Source organism: Acaryochloris marina S15 (genome assembly GCF_018336915.1).
Lineage (GTDB): Bacteria > Cyanobacteriota > Cyanobacteriia > Thermosynechococcales > Thermosynechococcaceae > Acaryochloris > Acaryochloris marina_A.
This window is the reverse complement of sequence record NZ_CP064923.1, coordinates 2,703,816-2,721,804: the sequence shown is the minus strand read 5'-3', so window position 1 is coordinate 2,721,804 and position 17,989 is coordinate 2,703,816. Positions and strand designations below refer to the sequence as shown.

Genomic DNA, 17,989 nt, shown 5'->3' with positions numbered 1-17,989 from the left:
TCACTGATAAGCAGAAAGAATACACCCAGTTCTATCTCATTTGGGTTGTGTACTGATATGTATTATCTGCCTAGAGTGACAATAGTTCCCATTGCAAAGAAATATTGATGAACTTGAGTCGGCTTGGTTGGGGATGCAGGGTGCGATCGCAAAATAGTATCCCCAACTAAGCATTGTTAGCAGCAGTCCAAAACCCTATTTGAAAGCCGCTCCCAGCCTTTCCCCCAAATCTTAGTGAGAAGTTATCAAGTCTTTAAGGTTCCCTTTAGGTGGGTAGGCTATCACTATAGGAGTCTGTCTAAATATCTGATGTTAACTGGGGAATCGGGACTACAAAATATTCTTTTTGAACTAAATATAAATCTTGGTAAACACTCATCTCACCAAGAGTATGGAGTTTCTATTTAGATTGTCCTTTCATCTCCTAAGTCAAAATTTTCTGTATTGCCCCAGACTGAAAATCTTGAAAATTATACGGTGATCGTCGAATTACCAAAACTTACGGTTTTATGCCGAATTGACTTGGATAAAGTGATTGCCATCGCGACTAATCCTAGTGCTTTGGAGACTCGTAATGTATCGGTATTTAAGATGAGTAACTGCCAGATCAATCTGCAACATCGCTGCGGGATTGCTGATGTAGAGCTTGAGTTATTTTGCCGCAATCTTGCTGGCGATTCAAATACATCAATCGATTACTATCCTAATTCTCAAATTAGGCTCTATCAAATCAGAGCGTCTAAAAATTGAGCCTCTAGCCTCTAGCCTCTAGCCTCTAGCCTCTAGCCCACTCTGCTTCTCGCTCAAGGTAGTACAGCGCAATAGGGGTCCAATAGGGAGATGAAGTTGGATGGGCTTGAGGTTGAGAGGCCACTGATGCTAATTGGGCTTGCTGCTCAGAGTTTGAGGAATGCTGAATAACCGGAATCTGAGTATGAATATTGTCTGGCATAATAATCTTCACTATTAACGTCGATATTTCTTGAAATTTTTGCAGCATGAGCAGTATATCTAAACCCAAAGTGCCGATATATCGCTCAAGACCCGCTGCTATCGCAATAGATGATAGTTTCTGCAGCTATTATTAGTGAAATGATCAGGCTTGACTGTGATTGAGGTCAGCCATAATTGTGATTAGCGTTAATGGCTAATCACCTTAATAAATTAATAACTGATTCTCATTCCGAAGTCTGTTAAATGGAATACGGTCAGTTCGTATTGAGTGGGTCGCTCCTGCCCCTTATGAACCACTTTTTGGGGAGTAAGCGATCAATAAGGGGGAAAAGAGCGAATTCAAGGAAGAAGCCCCCCTGTTATTGCTCAGCGTAGTCTGATAGTGGTGCACAGGAGCAGACCAAGTTGCGATCGCCATAGGCATTGTTTATCCGACTGACTGCTGGCCAGAATTTAGATTCCCGAGTCCAGGGAGCAGGATAGGCCGCTTTCTCCCGCGAATAAGGTCGATCCCAGCTATCGGAAATCACCACATCGGCAGGATGGGGGGCATTCTTGAGGACGTTGTTTTGAGTATCTGCTTGCCCTGCTTCAATTTCAGCAATCTCAGCCCGAATGGCAATCATCGCTTCACAGAATCGGTCCAGTTCAGCCTTGGACTCGCTTTCCGTCGGCTCAATCATAATGGTGCCAGGAACCGGCCAAGACACGGTAGGTGCATGATAGCCGTAGTCCATCAGCCGTTTGGCAATATCTTCGACTTCAATCCCGGCTGTCTTCTTTACGCCTCTTAAGTCAAGGATGCATTCATGGGCCACTAACCCCGATTTTCCCTTGTAAAGGACTGGGTAATAGGCTTCTAGACGTTTGGCAATATAGTTCGCATTGAGGATCGCCACCTTGGTTGCCCGAGTTAAACCACTGGCACCCATCAAGGCAATATAAACCCAAGAAATCGGCAGAATGCTGGCACTGCCCCAGGGGGCCGCCGCTACAGCACCAATCCCTGCTTCTCCTCCCATCGACACCACTGGATGTTTAGGAATGAACGGAGCGAGGTGGGCTACCACCCCAATCGGCCCCATGCCTGGACCACCGCCACCGTGGGGGATACAGAACGTCTTATGTAAATTCAAGTGACAGACATCTGCGCCAATATCTCCAGGACGACAGAGCCCCACCTGGGCATTGAGGTTGGCACCATCCATATAGACTTGCCCCCCACACTCATGGATCAGGTCACAAATCTCTTTAATTGTCTCTTCAAAGACGCCGTGGGTAGAGGGGTAAGTCACCATCAGCGCCGATAGATTGTCGCGATGCTGCTCTGCTTTTTGGCGCAGATCGGTCATATCGATATTGCCCAACTCATCGCAGGCTACGACTACCACTTTCATCCCAGCCATCACCGCACTGGCAGGATTGGTGCCGTGGGCAGAGTCTGGAATTAAGCAGATATTGCGATGGGTTTCTCCTCGACTGGCATGGTATTGATGAATCACCAATAAGCCCGTATATTCTCCCTGAGATCCAGCATTGGGTTGGAGAGAGATTCCGGCAAACCCGGTTATCTCTGCCAGCATTGTTTCCAACTGTTGGAAGAGTTCTTTGTAGCCCTGGGCTTGTTCCACTGGAACAAACGGATGGAGCTGACCGAATTCAGGCCAGGTCACGGGCACCATTTCTGAAGTACCGTTGAGCTTCATGGTGCAGGACCCTAGGGGAATCATCGAGGTAGTCAGGGACAAATCCTTAGCCTGCAGTCGATGGGTATAGCGCAGCAGTTCTGACTCTGAATGGTAGATATTGAAAACAGGTTCGGTCAGATATGGACTCGTGCGCTGATGCAGCTCTGGATAGTCGAAGAGGGCTTCAGCCAGTAAATCTTCTAGGGTAAAGCTGAGATCCTCTGAGGTAAATAAGCTGAGGACATCCCATAGATCCTTTGGGGTGGTGGTTTCGTCAAAAGCAATGCTAGCCGTTTCGGCATCTAGATACCGGAGATTGATGGATTGGGATTGCGATCGCACCCGCAATTCCTCCGCCGACAAAGTCCCTAACTTCACCGTCACGGTATCGAAGTATAGCTCTGAAGTCAGCTCATACCCGAGTTTCTTCAACCCAGTCCCTAACAGACTCGTCAATCCATGCACCCGATCCGCGATTTGTTTTAACCCCTGGGGGCCGTGGTAGACCGCATACATCCCAGCCATCACAGCTAATAAAACTTGAGCCGTACAAATATTGCTCGTCGCCTTATCTCTACGGATATGTTGCTCACGAGTTTGCAACGCCAGTCGAAGTGCTGGCTTATCCTGAACATCATGGGAAATCCCCACGATTCGACCGGGAATTTTGCGCTGATAAGCAGCTCGAGTTGCAAAAAACGCAGCATGGGGACCACCATAACCCAGGGGTACGCCAAACCGTTGGCTATTGCCCACGGCAATATCAGCTCCCCATTCTCCGGGTGGAGTCAGCAATAGCAGGCTGAGCAAATCTGTGGCTACGGTGACTAAGGCTCCAGCCTCATGGGCAGCCTCTACAAACTCTCGATAATCATGAATAGTCCCATCTGTCGCAGGATATTGGAGCAGCGTTCCAAAGGTCGAATGCTCAGCAAAATCATATTGCTGGTGATCACCGATAATCACCTCAATTCCTAAGGGCAATGCCCGAGTCTGAATAATGTCAATGGTTTGTGGATGGCATTGCTCTGAAACAAAAAAGGTTTTAGCCGTCTGCTTCTTCTGCAGGTTGTAGCTCATGGCCATTGCTTCGGCTGCAGCGGTTCCTTCATCCAACAGGGAGGCATTCGCAATTTCCAAACCCGTTAAGTCCATCACCATGGTTTGGTAATTGAGCAGAGCCTCTAGCCGACCCTGGGCAATCTCGGCTTGGTAGGGGGTGTATTGGGTATACCAACCGGGATTCTCAAGAATATTCCGCTGAATCACTGGAGGTGTAATACATCCGGCATACCCCATACCAATATAGGACCGAAAAATTTTATTCTTAGCAGCAATCGTGCGTAATTCCTGGATCAGCTCATGTTCTCCCCGCTCTTGCCCTAACTTTAGAGGCTGCTTGAGACGAATTTGAGCAGGCACTGCAGCATCAATCAACGCCTCCAAATCCTCAACATTCATCATGTCTAGCATGTGACCGATTTCAGATTCGCTGGGGCCGATGTGGCGATAAGCGAAGGTATCAGATGGTTTCAAGAGTGCTGGTTGTTGTAAGGCCAGCGAATCAAATTTGCTGATATCTCCTGAAGAGGATGAAAGTCCAGCAGAAACGGAAGTCGATGTTGGGGATTGGGTCATAATCAGCAAATATGCCTCAAACAATGAGTCAGTGTAGGACAGGCGTATAAGGAGACGAGATGTTTTAAACACCCTACTCGTTAAATAGGGGTGAAAATTCTATAAGTTTAGCAAAGAGATATGTAGGAGGATGATCATCCTGCACTTTTAAGGGGGGCTAAGCAATCTATTAGCCCACTGTGAACAGAGCAGTATCTGCAGATGACGGGAAAATAGGAACGGGACTGGGCGGATTCGAACCGCCGACCTAGCGCTTAGGAGGCGCTTGCTCTATCCAACTGAGCCACAGCCCCAACTAGAAAAAGACCGATAACATTCTAAGGTGTTAACGGCGATTGTAGAAAGGCCACATCATAATAACAAGATGATCTGTTCCTCCGAATCACATCACAATAGAGAATAAAGTGTTGCTGAAGTCGGTGATTGTATGATTACTCTCTTAAAAGGAGAGTCCAGAAAGGTTAGGGAACAGGAGGCTTCTATGACGCAAAGGATAACCTAGAAAAAATTTGGGTAACGTAAAGAATAGATATGAGATCAAGGGGCAATCATGAACCATCGCACCGGCAGGTTTAAAGGGGTTGGAGGTCTCAGCCTGTTTTACCAAACCTGGCAGCCTCTAGATCAAATCCGAGCTAACCTTGTCATTGTTCATGGGTTAGGAAGCCATTCGAATACATTTAGTACACTTGTCGCCCATCTGGTTGAGTGTGGATATGCAGTTTATAGCTACGATCTACGAGGACATGGGCAATCGAAAGGGATGCGGGGTTATATTAACCACTGGTCAGAACTCAGAGAAGATTTAAGGGGATTTATCCACTTTGTGACAACAGATTCACCTCACTGTCCGACCTTTATATATGGCCACAGTTTGGGGGCAACGATTGCTCTAGATTATGTTGTTCGCCTGCCCTATGGCATTCAAGGGGTTATTTTAAGTGCGTTGCCTATTGGTAAAGTTGGACTTTCTCCCATTAAATTTTTCATTGGCCGGATTTTGTCTTCTATTTGGCCCAGTTTTGCCCTTAGTACGGGGATTGATGTAGCAGCGGGATCTCGTAACCCTGACATTGTTCAGACCCATGCTCAAGATCCACTCCGCCATACCCGGGGTAGAGCCCGGATGTCGACAGAGTTTTTCTCTACCTTGGATTGGTTAAATGCCCATGTTGAAGAATTAAGAGTTCCAGTGCTGATGCTGCATGGTGCTGCTGATCGGACGATTCCGCCGGATTCTAGCCGTCATTACTTTCAAGGCGTTACCTATCCAGATAAGACCTATATTGAATATCCAAATGCTTACCATGATCTTCATCTAGATCTTGGCTATCAGACAGTTCTAGCGGATGTGGAGCATTGGTTAGAGCAACATGTCGCCCACTCTGCCTTGTCAGAAAAAACCTGAATATCGATCAAGTCTCGACTCTTGCCAAGCCCTGGTATTTTGACGATTTACCTTAATCACGCTGAAGTGGAATGTCTTGTTTTTGAGTTAAACACATGGCAACCCCTTTTTCGTAATAGGCCGCTTCATTGATAAAAATTGGCCATACGGTTGAGCAACCTTTATAGAAAAGGGTTTGGTCATCAAGCGTTAAGAACATCGGATCGCCTGGATTCAGTGGCTGATAGTCCCTACCCTGAAGTTGAGGATGAACCATGGCTGTCAACTCTCCACCAGGTGTTTTCGGGAAATCGACGACTTCAAGATGCTGAAATAGAGTGAGAGTTTTGGGTAAAAGGGGTGAGGAGTCCCGATTTATCTGCTCTAGATAGTCAAGGGTTTGGTGAATCAACGTTTCGGTCTCCTTGAATAAGGAGGCTAACAGGATGCCTTGCGGAATAGGGCCCACTTCTATGGCAAAGCCCAGTTGACAAAGTGAGCTGACAAAAGCATTTTCTTGATCCCCTTGGGTCCACCGGTAGATCCGTACGTGAGGATTGTGATGGGTCAGATATGCCGCTAGATGCAGATTAAAGGGATGGCCATTGACCAGGATAAGGGTCATCCCCATATTGGCTGTGGTGGAATGTAGATCTAATAGAAAATTTTCAGAATTCCCTTTAGGACCCAATTGCTGGTGGAGTACTTTAGCCTGTTTCTCTTCGTGCCTACCCAACAGATTGTTTTCTAAATCTGCTTTGATAAAACACCGATTCAAATCAGTTTCAATGTATCGTCGATTTTCATTACAGGCTTGGGGATTACCAATCAGACAAGTGGTGGAAAGGTTAGGGCGAACGAGTAAAGATGGATCTTGGTTAAATTTCTTGACTAAATACAATCCTATACGCTCATTACCATGGGTTCCCCCGACAATGACAACCTGTCGAATATGCTTGTTACTCAATAGATTGCCTCAAAAGTATTATATTGTTTTGTGGAGGCCATAATTACCAATCTATCCTACAAAAAATAGAGGAAAGGTAGTTAAGAATGACAAATATAAGTATGAGGTTTCTAAAATAATTAAAAACTCTGAAGTCGATTGCCAATATCCGCTTCATAATTTTACCAAGTCCTTATGATTCGGGAATAATAAAATAACCCCTTTTGTATTGTTTGCTCCTTATGCGCATTAGGTCTCCTCGCCAGACCTCCCTCCGCCAGCGTTTAAGCATCGGCTTAGGAACTATGTTAGTCCCCTTTTTATTACTTGCAGGAGGGGCCTTGGTATCTTTCGAGGGGGCAATAGATAGTTTTGAAAAGCAAGAAAATGTTGGGCTAGAAGAATTATTCCCCTTAGCTAGAATAGAGGGATTATTGCTAGACATTTCTGGGGTCATTAATGTAGAAAGTTTTGTCTCTAAAACAGTTTCCGTTACTGAATTCGAAAAGACTGCTGCTGATATTAACTATAATTTCAAAATTATTTTGACCCGGCCTTCACAATTGCCTGAACGAAATGAATCGATATATCGGATTCAGGAAGAGTGGAATCAATTAGAAGAATTAGGCTTAGAAATCGTAGGATCTAGTATTCAGGCCTCTAAAGCTAATAAATCTACAAAAATATCCAAATTTCAGATAAAACTGCAAAAGATACTCCAAAATGTTCAAGAGCTCAATTATCGACTGATCGCGTTTCAAAATACTGAAAATCTTCGACAAGCGCAATTAGTCCGAGAGCGAGTCAGGCTATTAGTCGCAATCATTTTCCTGTTAGCCCTGACCATAGCGGTTATTTGTGCATATGCTTTATCTCGATCGATCTTAGTTCCTCTTTATCAGTTACAAGAGGGCGTTAAGCATTTAGCCGACGGCAACTTTAAATATCGAATTAAACTCAAAACCCAAGATGAGTTTTCTCGCCTTGCCAATACTTTTAATGCAATGGCAGGGAGTTTGGAGCAAAGTCAAACGGATTTGGAGCGGTTAGCAACCTTAGATGGTCTGACAGAAGTGTATAACCGCCGGGAATTCAACCGCTGGTTATCGGTAGAATTTGAACGGTCTAGGCGCGACGAACATCCCGTTTCCTTAATTATGGTGGACCTCGATCATTTCAAACAATTAAATGATACCTATGGTCATCAGGCCGGGGACGCAGCATTGTGTTGTGTTGCTCAACTCCTTAGAAAAGAGGTACGTCCGGGAGATATTGTTAGTCGCTATGGGGGAGAAGAGTTTGCCATCATATTGCCCAAATCGTCTGCAGAAGATAGTGTGGCTGTTGCCCATCGCATTCGTCGAGAAATTGCAATTCAACCCATTCGTATTTCTTCGGAAGATCGAATTCATCTGACTGCAAGTTTGGGGTTAGCGACTTTTCCGAGTGATGTGAAGTCTGAAGAGTCACTGTTACGAAAAGCCGATCAAGCCTTGTTTCAAGCGAAGAAACTGGGACGAAATCGGGTTTGCCTGGCAACAGAAGTTTTTCGCTCCAGTTCAGGTTAATTATCTTTGAGTCGCCCAGTAGCCTCCTAATCAGTCTAGTTAAAACTACGGAGTGAATGAGTATGTAAGAGGGTCCCAGGAAGAATGTAATGGTCTTGGATATCGAATATCAGTATTCCTCCGGTCGAAAAAATAGCTGGTCCAACGAATAATGAGATTGAGGAATAAAGATACACCTCTTTCAAAAGAAAGCGGTGGGTGGGCATATAGGTACCTTAGCCATGGTTATATCTCACTTTCTCAGCCCTTAAGAGGATGCCCATGACAGTGCTAGGAGTGTTGCGTTCAAGTTGCTAGATAACGTGTGATATTGAGCGGATGTTGAGAATCAATCGATTGATGTCACATCGTTTTGTGAGTGCAAGAATGGATCGCTGATGGGGATATGATGATGCGTCAATGTAGGGCAATGAATTTTATGTATCGGTGGTGGGTGCTGCAATGGGGAGTGATGCCAACTCGCTCATCTTGCAAAGCCGTCGATGTTGACCGTCGACATACTGGTTTTACGTTGATAGAAGTATTGGTGGCAATGATTGTTGCTGCTGTTTTTGTCTCTATGACGATGCAAGCCATTGTTACCTCTGCTGCATTTCGCGTTGTGGCTACTCAATATGACGAAGCAGTGAGTTGGATACAAGAAGACCTAGAAATGGTGGTTAATCAAGCGACCCAGTATGAGGTATTAACACAGCCTTATTCTTCTCGATGCTTAGCAACCTTGAGTAGCAATGGTTTAGCTGCAGGGTTTCTAAACGATACTGTAGCGGGCTTAGGGGGGACCTCTGCCACTATTGGCCCGAGAGCTTTAGGTGGAAAATACTATACGCTGACGCGCACGGCCAATTATGCTAGTTCATCGGACCCATTTCGATTGTTGAATGTGACTTACCAGGTAACGGCCCAGGGGGAAAGCAAACCGATTGCGATAGTCAATACTGAAGTGATACCCCATGCTGTGTTCAAGTGTCCCTAAATCGTTCTGATATCCGCTTTCATCCCTGAGGTTCGTAGATGCTCCCCAACAACTTGAGACTGCCCCCCTGGAGGTTATCTCCGGTATCTGGATTTACCTTGATAGAAAAGATGGTGATTGTGGCCATCTTGGGTATCGTTGCTAGCATTTCTGCGCCAGGGGTTTGGGGAATGCTGAATCGAGCCAGACTGAAGCAAACCGTTGCTGAAGTTCGGACTGCTCTTAACGAAACCCAACGGGAAGCGATCCGTGGGAACAAAGTTTGTACAGTGACTCTAAATTTTGTAGATGGGAAGGTCACGGGGTCTTGTTTAAAGACGGGGGATCGCAACTTAGCATCTGAAATTTCCATCGCTACGAATTTAACCAATGATGGTTCGAGTCCCCTGACGAGTCAAAAGGGCAGGGTTATTGCTGATAGCCAGATAGTGCAGGGGGTGAGTAATGGTGTTTCCCCTTCTTTGATTGCTTTGTCAGATTTAGCGGAACAAGCCGAGCGAGCCTCTTCTTTGATTGCTTTGTCAGATTTAGCGGAACAAGCCGAGCGAGCCTCTAATGCGGGCATGGTTGTGCAAGTTATTTCACCTTGTCAGCCCTTAAATTCTGGGAAGTGTATGCAAGTTGCTGGTGATTTTGTCGGTGATGAAGATTCACCAGGGACATCTAAGTCAGGGGTTTCCTATGATATTCCCATTCGGTTTGGTGTTCTAGGTAACCCCGACTTCTCGATTGTTAGCAACGGGAATAGCCCGACTGACCCTAGCGGCAAGATTGTGTTCTTTTTTCCTGATGATGCCCAAGGAACGAAGCGTTGTATCGCCATTTCGAATACCTTGGGACTGACCCGAGTAGGGACCTATACCGGTGAAATGACGCCGTTAGCAATTACGACGACTGGACGTTGCATTGCAGAGAAATGGGACCAGCAATGAAGCATTTCCAACACTGGCGAATAGGGCCGTTGGTGCAGCAGACTCCCCTGCAGGATCATCCTCGATTACATGAACAGGGAGTAACCCTGGTAGAACTTCTTGCTGCCACCATCATTACTGGGTTAGTGACCAGTGTGATTGGGTTTGGGGTCGTCACTGCATCCCAAGCCAACAAAAAAACGGAATCTATTGCGGCTCGACGCCATGACTTAAGTAGAGCCTTTGATTTCATTAGTAATGAGATCAGAATGGCAAATCGCATCAATCACACAAACAATGTAGTGGCCTCAAATTCCTCGACTTTGGCAAATGTGGTCACGGATGCAGGATTAGACCTAGCCGATCTAGGGGCCTATGGCACGTTGGTCCTCTATTTGGAAATCCCGATTAATTCGTCAATCCCTCAAGTTTGCCCAGCAGATGGGCCAAATGCTGGATCTTCGCCTCCCCAGCCCGCAAACTATGATCGGGTGGTTTACGATGTGCGAGCTAGTGGACAAGATTGGCTACCCCCAAACTCAATTTTTCGATATGGTCGGATCCCAGAATTGGACGGCAGCATTAATCCCTGTAGTGACCCTATTTCTAGCGATACTTTGGTAGATGCGATCGCAACTGCGAATGATGAGTCTCCCCCTTGCCTAGCACCGGGTGTGTTGGTGGGAGCCATGGGGTTTCAAGCCTGTGTGAAGGGAACACAAGTGGACTTGTTGATGCACAGCAATATATCGGATGTGGAAATCCACCGTTTGAGTAGTACCGCTACCTCTCGATTGGGTAATATGCAGACGGTCCCAGTCCTGACGGGGACGAGACCATCAGGTACCGATACGGTTGATTTGTCTTGGACATGGTCTGGTCAAACGGCGCTGACAGCCTATGGGGTCCAGCAAGTGGTCGTCACCAATGAGTCACAAGTTTATAGTGGGAGCAATTCCTCGACCTCAGTTGCTTTGTCTGGCAATAGTGGCGAACAGCATTGCTACTCTGTGATAGCCACAACTGGGGCCTTGACAAGCCCAGAAAGTAATACGGTGTGTCTCACGAAGTAATGGTCCTACGGTTGAAGAGAAAGTTTTGCCGTGGGTTGGAGAAGGGCATTCTCTATTTCGGATTGTTGAAGATTCTCACCGATAAATACCAACTTTGTTTGGCGAGCTTCTTGAGGTTGCCAAAGACGATCATAAAAAGAATCAAAGCGTTGCCCCACACCATGAATAACGAGGCGCATCGGTTTTTGGGGAACGGCCACAAATCCCTTTATCCGAAAGATCTCATGGGTTTGAACTAATGCTTGCAGTTGGGTCAATAGCTCTTTCGGGTCAAATGCTTGGTCGACTATCACTTGGATGGCATTGATGTCATCATCATGATCATGTTCCTCTTCGTGATCGTGGTGACTGGGACGAGATTCTAGGTGATCTTCAACCGCCGCATTAAAGCCTAATAATAGGTCGGGGCTGACTTGTCCTGCATGACAAGGTAAGACTTTGACACCGCTGGGAAGTTCTTGACGCAACCAGTGTTGGACTCGTTCTTGATCCTTTTGTTCGACACAATCTCCCTTGGTCAGTAAAACGAGGTCTGCACAGGCCAATTGATCTTCAAAAAGCTCTTCGATGGGGGTTTCGTGATCGAGGCTGTCATCGGCTTGGCGCTGAGACTCAAGAGCGTCTAGATCGCCCACTAGGGTACCGGATGCGATCGCATCACAATCCACTACAGTAATCACCCCGTCTACCGTCGCCCCCGTGCGGATTTCGGGCCAGCGAAAGGCTTGGATAAGGGGTTTAGGCAAGGCCAAACCTGACGTCTCGATCACGATGCAGTCAATTTGATCTCGCCGTTGCAAAAGGGTTTGCATGGTTGGTAAAAACTCTTCCTGAACCGTGCAGCACAGACAGCCGTTGGTGAGTTCGAGGATATTGCTGTCCACCTCTCCTTCTTCGTCACAAACTTGACAGGAACGCAATAGATCGCCATCAATACCGACTTCGCCGAATTCATTGACCATGACGGCAATCCGTCGACCTTGATTGTTTTGTAGTAAATTGCGAATTAACGTCGTTTTGCCGGCACCTAGAAATCCGGTGACCACCGTTACGGGAATTTTATGCATGGTATTAAAGATCTCTAAATAACTGAACCTAGCCCAGAAGGACGGTGCTTAAAAAAGCGAGTCCCATCCCTGCGATCGCAAAGCCAGCAAATCTTAATGGCAGGGTAGACTGTTCTGAAGAAGCAGAATTGAGAGCACGTCCACAGCGGTAGGCTAGGGCTGCAATCACCAGTTGAATGACTGAAAAACCAACTAAGTAGGACACCAAAGGCGTCATTTCGGCACCGACAATCGCCTCACCATATGCATAGCCATGAAATAGACCCGCAAAACCAGCCAATCCGGAGGCTAACCAAGGGTGGGGACTTTGTTTAAGAGCCAGCAGGCCACCCATTAAGAGGACCGATGCAGAAATAAAGAATTCAGGAGCGGGTAGGTCCCAACTTTGTAGATGAATTCCCGCTCCCAATAATGCGGTGGTCACAAAGGCAAGGGGAGCCCAAAGTCCTTGACGCAAAATAGCGGCCATTAAGCCAATGGCAATGACAAATACAAGGTGGTCTATACCAACGACTGGGTGACCTAGGCCCGATAAAAAGCCTTCAAGAATATTGGAAGGTGTTTGTCCGCCAAAGGGATGGTGGGCTTGAGCCTCTAGACTGGAACTAAAAACCCCTAAGCTTGCCAGTAAGCTGATGCTGGGGATAAAAAATACTGGTCTTCGGTTTGATCGATTAATCTGTACTGTCACTCTCTGTGCCTCGCAGAAGTGTTTACCGTATATCTCGGCGGGCGTTCTGACTTACAGAGATGCTCTGCTTACAGCTGCGGGACAGTGTTGGAATTTCACCAAGCTTTCCCCATTACTTTAGTGGCTGCTCCCCACTAAAACCGATGAGGATATCAGCGTATCATGTCTGCTTCAACCTACGGTGATGACTTTATAAACATAAAGCTATTCGTCTTTGAGACGAATAGCTTGAGAGATATGGCTGGAGAAGCGGTTAGAATTTCCAGATAAGAGGGTTGCCATCAGTTGGGGGCTGCATAAGCCACCTGGGGTTGTTTGGCCTGAGCATAATACCGTTCAAAGGCAGTTTGTAACTCATCTACACGAATGGGTTTACTGACATAGTCATGCATTCCTGCTGCCATACACATTTCCCGATCCCCCTGCATAGCATTGGCGGTCAACGCAATAATATAGGGCCGTTCCTCTTCCTTCCACTGTTCTTTAATGCAGCTGGCTGCTGTCAGGCCATCCATTTCGGGCATTTGAACATCCATTAACACGACATCGTAGGACTGGCGATGAAGAGCTTCTAAGACTTCTTCGCCATTGTTGGCTACATCTGCCCGGTAACCCATTTGTTTCAGGATCAGTAGAGCCACTTTTTGATTGACGACAATATCTTCTGCCAACAATATTTGGAGGGACTGATCACTCTGTACTTCCAAATTCACAGGACAAGCTAAAGTGGGTTTAACTTTGATCCGCTGACCTTCAAAGATTTCTGCTAAGGCATCGTATAAGTAGGATTGCTGGATTGGTTTGTTGAGAATGGCAGAAAACTGAATTTCTTGCTTATGTTTAATGATTTCGTCTTGTCCCAAGGAACTGAGCATGACGAGGGGGAGCTGTTTTCCCTGATCGAGTTGTCGAATATGCTTTGCTAATTCGCCCCCATCCATTTCGGGCATTTGCATATCCAAGATCGCCAGATCAAACTGGGAGTCACTGTTCAGGAGTGCCAGGGCTTCAGCACCACCGCTAACAGTTTGGATTCCCATGCCCCAGGTTTGGGCTTGTAGGGTCAAAATTCTGCGATTAGTGGGATTGTCGTCCACCACAAGTAGCTGCTTGCCATCGAGTATTTGTTGAGATTGATCGAGGGTATTGTCTCCCTCAGGGGCAACAGGTAGCGCAATAGTAAAGAAAAAGCTAGACCCAACACCAGCTTTGCTCTCGACCCAGATCCGGCCACCCATCATGTGGGAGAGAGATTTACAAATGGCTAATCCAAGTCCTGTACCCCCATATTTTTTGGTAGTTGAGGCATCCACCTGGCTAAAGGATTTGAACAGACGGTTCATCCGATCTTCCGGAATACCAATGCCGGTATCTCTGACTTCGAATTGGATCAAACGACGTTGATTTTGAATATCGGTAATATTTTTCCGTTGGGGTGACGTCTCTTTCGGGTCGGTTTCAGTATCAGTGATGTCCTGAACATAAATCACTACTTCACCCTGCTCCGTAAATTTAACGCCATTGGTGAGTAAATTCACCAAGATTTGGCGTAGCCGGGTAACATCGCCCACGATGTGGTTGGGGGTAGTGGGATCGAATAAATAGGCAAGTTCGAGCTGTTTATCAATGGCTCTGGGGGCCACTAGACGCAGGGATTCTTCAATACAGGCCCGTAGACTAAAGGGCTGTTCTTCAAATTCTAGTTTTCCAGCTTCAATTTTGGAGAAATCTAGGATGTCGTTGATCAGGGTTAACAGGGCATCTCCACTGCTGCGAATGGTTTCAACGAAGTCCCGTTGTTGATTATCTAAGGTTGTATTCAGCAACAGACCCGTCATGCCAATGACCGCGTTCATCGGGGTGCGAATTTCATGACTCATGGTGGCCAAAAATTCGCTTTTGGCGACGTTGGCAGCATCGGCCTCTGTCCGGGCTTGTTTCAATGCTGAATTGTTCTGAGTCAATTTTTGGCGCTGTTGTTGTTCCTGCTCCAGGAGATGACCATGGGCTAGGGCAATACCAACTTGTCCGGCAACGGCTTCTATGAGTTCAATTTCGGCTTGGGTCCAGTCCCGGTTGCGATCGCATTGTTGTAGCACAATCACTCCATTCGCTTTGCGCTGATAGGAGGTGCGAATTGCCAACATGGATTTAACTTGGCCTTGCACAAAAATGTCCGCAACGGTTTGCAGAAGAGGATCGCTGAGTATATTAGCAGAGGCAACCGCGCGATCATGCCGTAGAACTTTGCGGGCATGGGGATTGTTTTCCAGCAAAATGTCGGTCCCCAGCATGGAGGGGGACTCTCCCGTTAGGTATTCTGCAACGATGGGTAAATGGGGTTTGGGTTGCGTGACGTAGGTATGAAGATGACACCGACTGACTTGAAAGGCTTTGCCAAGTTCTTGAACAGTGGCCTTGAAGATTTGTTGGCGGTCTATATTTTTACGGATCTTACGGGTAATTTCTTCTACCAGTTCAGCCCGACGCATTTGTTGCTTTAGGGCTTCAGTGGCTGCTTTGTTTTCTGTAATATCACGAATAGATCCGGCCATGCGGATGGGTTTGCCTTCGATATCCCAGATGGCTTGACCACGACCGGACACCCACAGGTAATAGCCTGCTTTTGTCCGCAGACGATACTCTACTTCGTAAGGAACTAAGTGTTCTAAATGATGCTTGAGAGCCAGAGAGACCTGCTCTTGATCCTCTAGACAAATATGGGCTTTCCAGGTGTCTAAGGTGCAGTCTAACTCATCGGTTTCATAGCCCAACAGTTGACCAAATCGGGGGGCAAGATAAAAGGCTTTGTTAACGATATTCCAATCCCAAAGGACATCTCCTGACCCCTGAACGGCTAATTGAAACCGTTCCTTGCTTTCCTTTAAAGCCGCATCAGTTTGTTGGCGCTCAAAAATTTCTTGTTGCAGCTGGGTGCGCTGGGATTGCTCTTGTTCCAACAGTTGGGCTTGGGCCAGGGCAATGCCGATTTGGTCAGCAACTGCTTCTAATAAGTCGATTTCGGCAGCGGGCCAAGCTCGAAAACAGTCCTCATGGGCATCGGGTTGGGACAGATACGCTTGGCGAGACAATCTGCGATCGCAATGTTGTAAGATAATCGCGCCATTGGGTTTGCCTTGATAGGACGTGCGTACCGCTAACATCGACTTCAAGGTAACCGGCTGAGAATCTGAAATCAGGGCTTCCAGCAATCGATCGGTATAGATATTCGGAGTTACGACAGCTTTATCCTGAGCGAGGACCTGTTGGGCATGGGGATTATCCGCCACAGGCATCTCAATGCCGAGAAGTGAATTAGTACCAGGAGCTGTATATTCTGCCACAACAGGAATAGAGGCCTCTCCATCTTCCGTATAGCTATGTAAGTGGCAACGACTGACTTGAAAAACCTGACCAATTTGATCTGCTGCAGCCTGAAAAATTCTTTGGGTATCTAGGTTTTGACGAATAGCCTGGGTGATTTTCTCCAAAAGCTGTGCTCGCTTAACCTGCTGAGCCAGGGCAATTTCTGCTTCTTGCCGCTCTTCAATTTCTTGTCTCAGCTTTTGAGTTTTGGCTTCGACCTCGGCTTCCAGGGTTCGCGAGTAATCTGCTTTCAAGTGAGCAAGCTGCTGCAGTTCTTGATTAGTTTCAACGAGTTTCGCTGTTCGAGCTTCCACTTGTTGCTCTAGGGTGGTTTTCGTATCCAACAATTCGTGATTAGACTTTTCTAACGCATCAATCACTTGGTTATAGCGGGTAGCAATGCGACCGACCTCTGTAAAGGGTTCAACGGGAGCCCGCAAGCTGAAGTCGAGGTCTTCTGCCTGTTGATCCATTACCTGGAACAAATCAAGGACTTCAGATTTGGCATGATGCTCGGCAAAGTTAAGGCCCATCTGTTCATCTTTTGCCAATACCCGCAAGCGCATCAGTCGATCCACCCCTTTTAACAAAAGCCAACTCAAACCGAAGGTCCAAACCCCACATGCGGCTATCCCCAAAAGCTGAACGCCGATTTGGCTACCGCGATTGAGGCCGGTCTCTAGTAAATCTGGGCGACCGTATAGCCCGACCGCTAAGGTGCCCCAAATTCCGCCTCCCAAATGAACCGGTACGGCATCAACTGCATCGTCAATTTGTAGCTGAGTCATCCAATGTTTGACCACCATCATGACGGCTCCACCGATGGCACCGATGATGATAGCTAGGGGTGGGTTGATGACATGGCAACTGGCGGTCACCGACACTAGTCCTGCCAGGGAACCATTAATCATTAACTCAATCTTGGGAATCTTCGTCCGCCACCATCCTAGAGCACCTGCAGTCAGGGTCCCAGCAGCACCGCCGAGCACTGTATTCAGTAAGATGATCGGAACGCGGTCACTGAATTCTAGACCACTCCCGCCATTAAAGCCTAGCCATCCCATCCATAGCAGTAAAGCACCCAAGACGGATAATGGTAAGCTTGACCCCAAAATCTCCTTTGGGGCATCTGTCTTGGAAAATCTCCCTTGTCTAGGCCCAATAATTAAAATAGCTGCTAGGGCAACCCATCCCCCCACACTATGGACGACCGTTGATCCGGCAAAATCAACAAATCCCATCCGTCCTAACCAGCCCTCCACTTGTCCAGCTTCGATACCGTTCCAGACCCAATGCCCAAAGATGGGGTAGATCACACTGGCCATAAAGGCAGTGATCATCAGATAGCCCCCAAACTTAGTGCGCTCCGCCACAGCTCCTGAAACGATGGTGGCTGCAGTGCTGCAAAACATAGTTTGAAAGACAATAAACGCTGCTAGAGCTGCGTCTGTTTCAGGGGAAGCTAGAAATTGATCCGTGCCGATAACAGTGTTAATGGATGCTCCAAACATCAAGCCATAGCCCAAAAACCAGAAGATAAGGGTGGATAGGCTAAAGTCTGCAAAATTTTTAATGGCAACGTTGATATTATTTTTGGAACGCGTAAGTCCAGACTCCAGGCACATAAACCCGGGTTGCATCACAAAGACTAGTGCTGAACAGACAAGTAGCCATAACATAAGCGTTACCTAGTTAAAACTGGGGTTCCCCCTAGCAGGACATTC

12 protein-coding genes, 1 tRNA gene and 1 riboswitch are annotated in these 17,989 nt (G+C 47.0%); of the genes, 6 read left to right on the top strand and 7 right to left on the bottom strand.

Translation table 11 applies throughout. The annotated features are described in order from the left end of the window. The first annotated feature begins 444 nt into the window (after positions 1–444). Positions 445–750, top strand: coding sequence for a hypothetical protein (locus I1H34_RS12905; protein WP_212665965.1), 306 nt, complete (start codon positions 445–447; stop codon positions 748–750). Between the two features lie 25 nt (positions 751–775). Here the strand turns inward: I1H34_RS12905 and I1H34_RS12900 are convergent, their stop codons facing one another. The 3 genes from I1H34_RS12900 to I1H34_RS12890 all read right to left on the bottom strand — a co-directional run bounded on the left by I1H34_RS12900 (position 776) and on the right by I1H34_RS12890 (position 4,573). After that, on the bottom strand, positions 776–1,000 hold the full coding sequence (locus I1H34_RS12900) for a hypothetical protein (protein ID WP_212665964.1): 225 nt from the start codon (positions 998–1,000) through the stop codon (positions 776–778). Between the two features lie 313 nt (positions 1,001–1,313). Beyond that, positions 1,314–4,280: an aminomethyl-transferring glycine dehydrogenase gene (gene gcvP / locus I1H34_RS12895; RefSeq protein ID WP_212665963.1), complete on the bottom strand. Its 2,967-nt coding sequence runs from the start codon at positions 4,278–4,280 to the stop codon at positions 1,314–1,316. Between the two features lie 219 nt (positions 4,281–4,499). Beyond that, positions 4,500–4,573 (bottom strand) — tRNA-Arg (locus tag I1H34_RS12890). Positions 4,574–4,830: 257 nt separating this feature from the next. Between I1H34_RS12890 and I1H34_RS12885 the strand changes: the two genes are divergently transcribed. Continuing rightward, on the top strand, positions 4,831–5,688 hold the full coding sequence (locus I1H34_RS12885; RefSeq protein ID WP_212665962.1) for an alpha/beta hydrolase: 858 nt from the start codon (positions 4,831–4,833) through the stop codon (positions 5,686–5,688). A gap of 52 nt (positions 5,689–5,740) precedes the next feature. On the opposite strand, the gene I1H34_RS12880 is transcribed toward I1H34_RS12885, so the two are convergent. Continuing rightward, positions 5,741–6,634 carry an aspartoacylase gene (locus I1H34_RS12880; RefSeq protein WP_212665961.1) on the bottom strand — a complete coding sequence of 298 codons (894 nt, stop codon included), beginning with the start codon at positions 6,632–6,634 and terminating at the stop codon, positions 5,741–5,743. A gap of 221 nt (positions 6,635–6,855) precedes the next feature. Between I1H34_RS12880 and I1H34_RS12875 the strand changes: the two genes are divergently transcribed. The 4 genes from I1H34_RS12875 (at position 6,856) to I1H34_RS12860 (ending at position 11,141) form a co-directional block, all read left to right on the top strand. Beyond that, positions 6,856–8,181: a diguanylate cyclase gene (locus tag I1H34_RS12875; RefSeq protein WP_249370083.1), complete on the top strand. Its 1,326-nt coding sequence runs from the start codon at positions 6,856–6,858 to the stop codon at positions 8,179–8,181. Positions 8,182–8,632: 451 nt separating this feature from the next. Continuing rightward, complete coding sequence (locus I1H34_RS12870) at positions 8,633–9,157, top strand: PulJ/GspJ family protein (protein ID WP_212666250.1); 525 nt, start codon at positions 8,633–8,635, stop codon at positions 9,155–9,157. Positions 9,158–9,267: 110 nt separating this feature from the next. Beyond that, complete coding sequence (locus I1H34_RS12865) at positions 9,268–10,089, top strand: pilus assembly FimT family protein (RefSeq protein WP_249370159.1); 822 nt, start codon at positions 9,268–9,270, stop codon at positions 10,087–10,089. Next, complete coding sequence (locus I1H34_RS12860) at positions 10,086–11,141, top strand: PilW family protein (protein ID WP_212665960.1); 1,056 nt, start codon at positions 10,086–10,088, stop codon at positions 11,139–11,141. Before I1H34_RS12865 ends, I1H34_RS12860 begins: the two co-directional genes overlap by 4 nt. A 5-nt stretch (positions 11,142–11,146) precedes the next feature. Here I1H34_RS12860 and cobW read toward each other — a convergent pair whose 3' ends face one another. The 3 genes from cobW to amt all read right to left on the bottom strand — a co-directional run bounded on the left by cobW (position 11,147) and on the right by amt (position 17,944). After that, positions 11,147–12,208, bottom strand: a complete 1,062-nt coding sequence (gene cobW / locus I1H34_RS12855) for a cobalamin biosynthesis protein CobW (RefSeq protein WP_212665959.1) — start codon at positions 12,206–12,208, stop codon at positions 11,147–11,149. Between the two features lie 28 nt (positions 12,209–12,236). Further along, positions 12,237–12,899 (bottom strand): HupE/UreJ family protein, encoded by a 663-nt coding sequence (locus I1H34_RS12850; RefSeq protein ID WP_249370081.1) that lies wholly within the window; start codon positions 12,897–12,899, stop codon positions 12,237–12,239. A gap of 19 nt (positions 12,900–12,918) precedes the next feature. Further along, a riboswitch (cobalamin riboswitch) is annotated at positions 12,919–13,059 on the bottom strand. Positions 13,060–13,180: 121 nt separating this feature from the next. Beyond that, positions 13,181–17,944 (bottom strand): ammonium transporter, encoded by a 4,764-nt coding sequence (gene amt, locus I1H34_RS12845; RefSeq protein WP_212665958.1) that lies wholly within the window; start codon positions 17,942–17,944, stop codon positions 13,181–13,183. Positions 17,945–17,989: the final 45 nt, after the last annotated feature.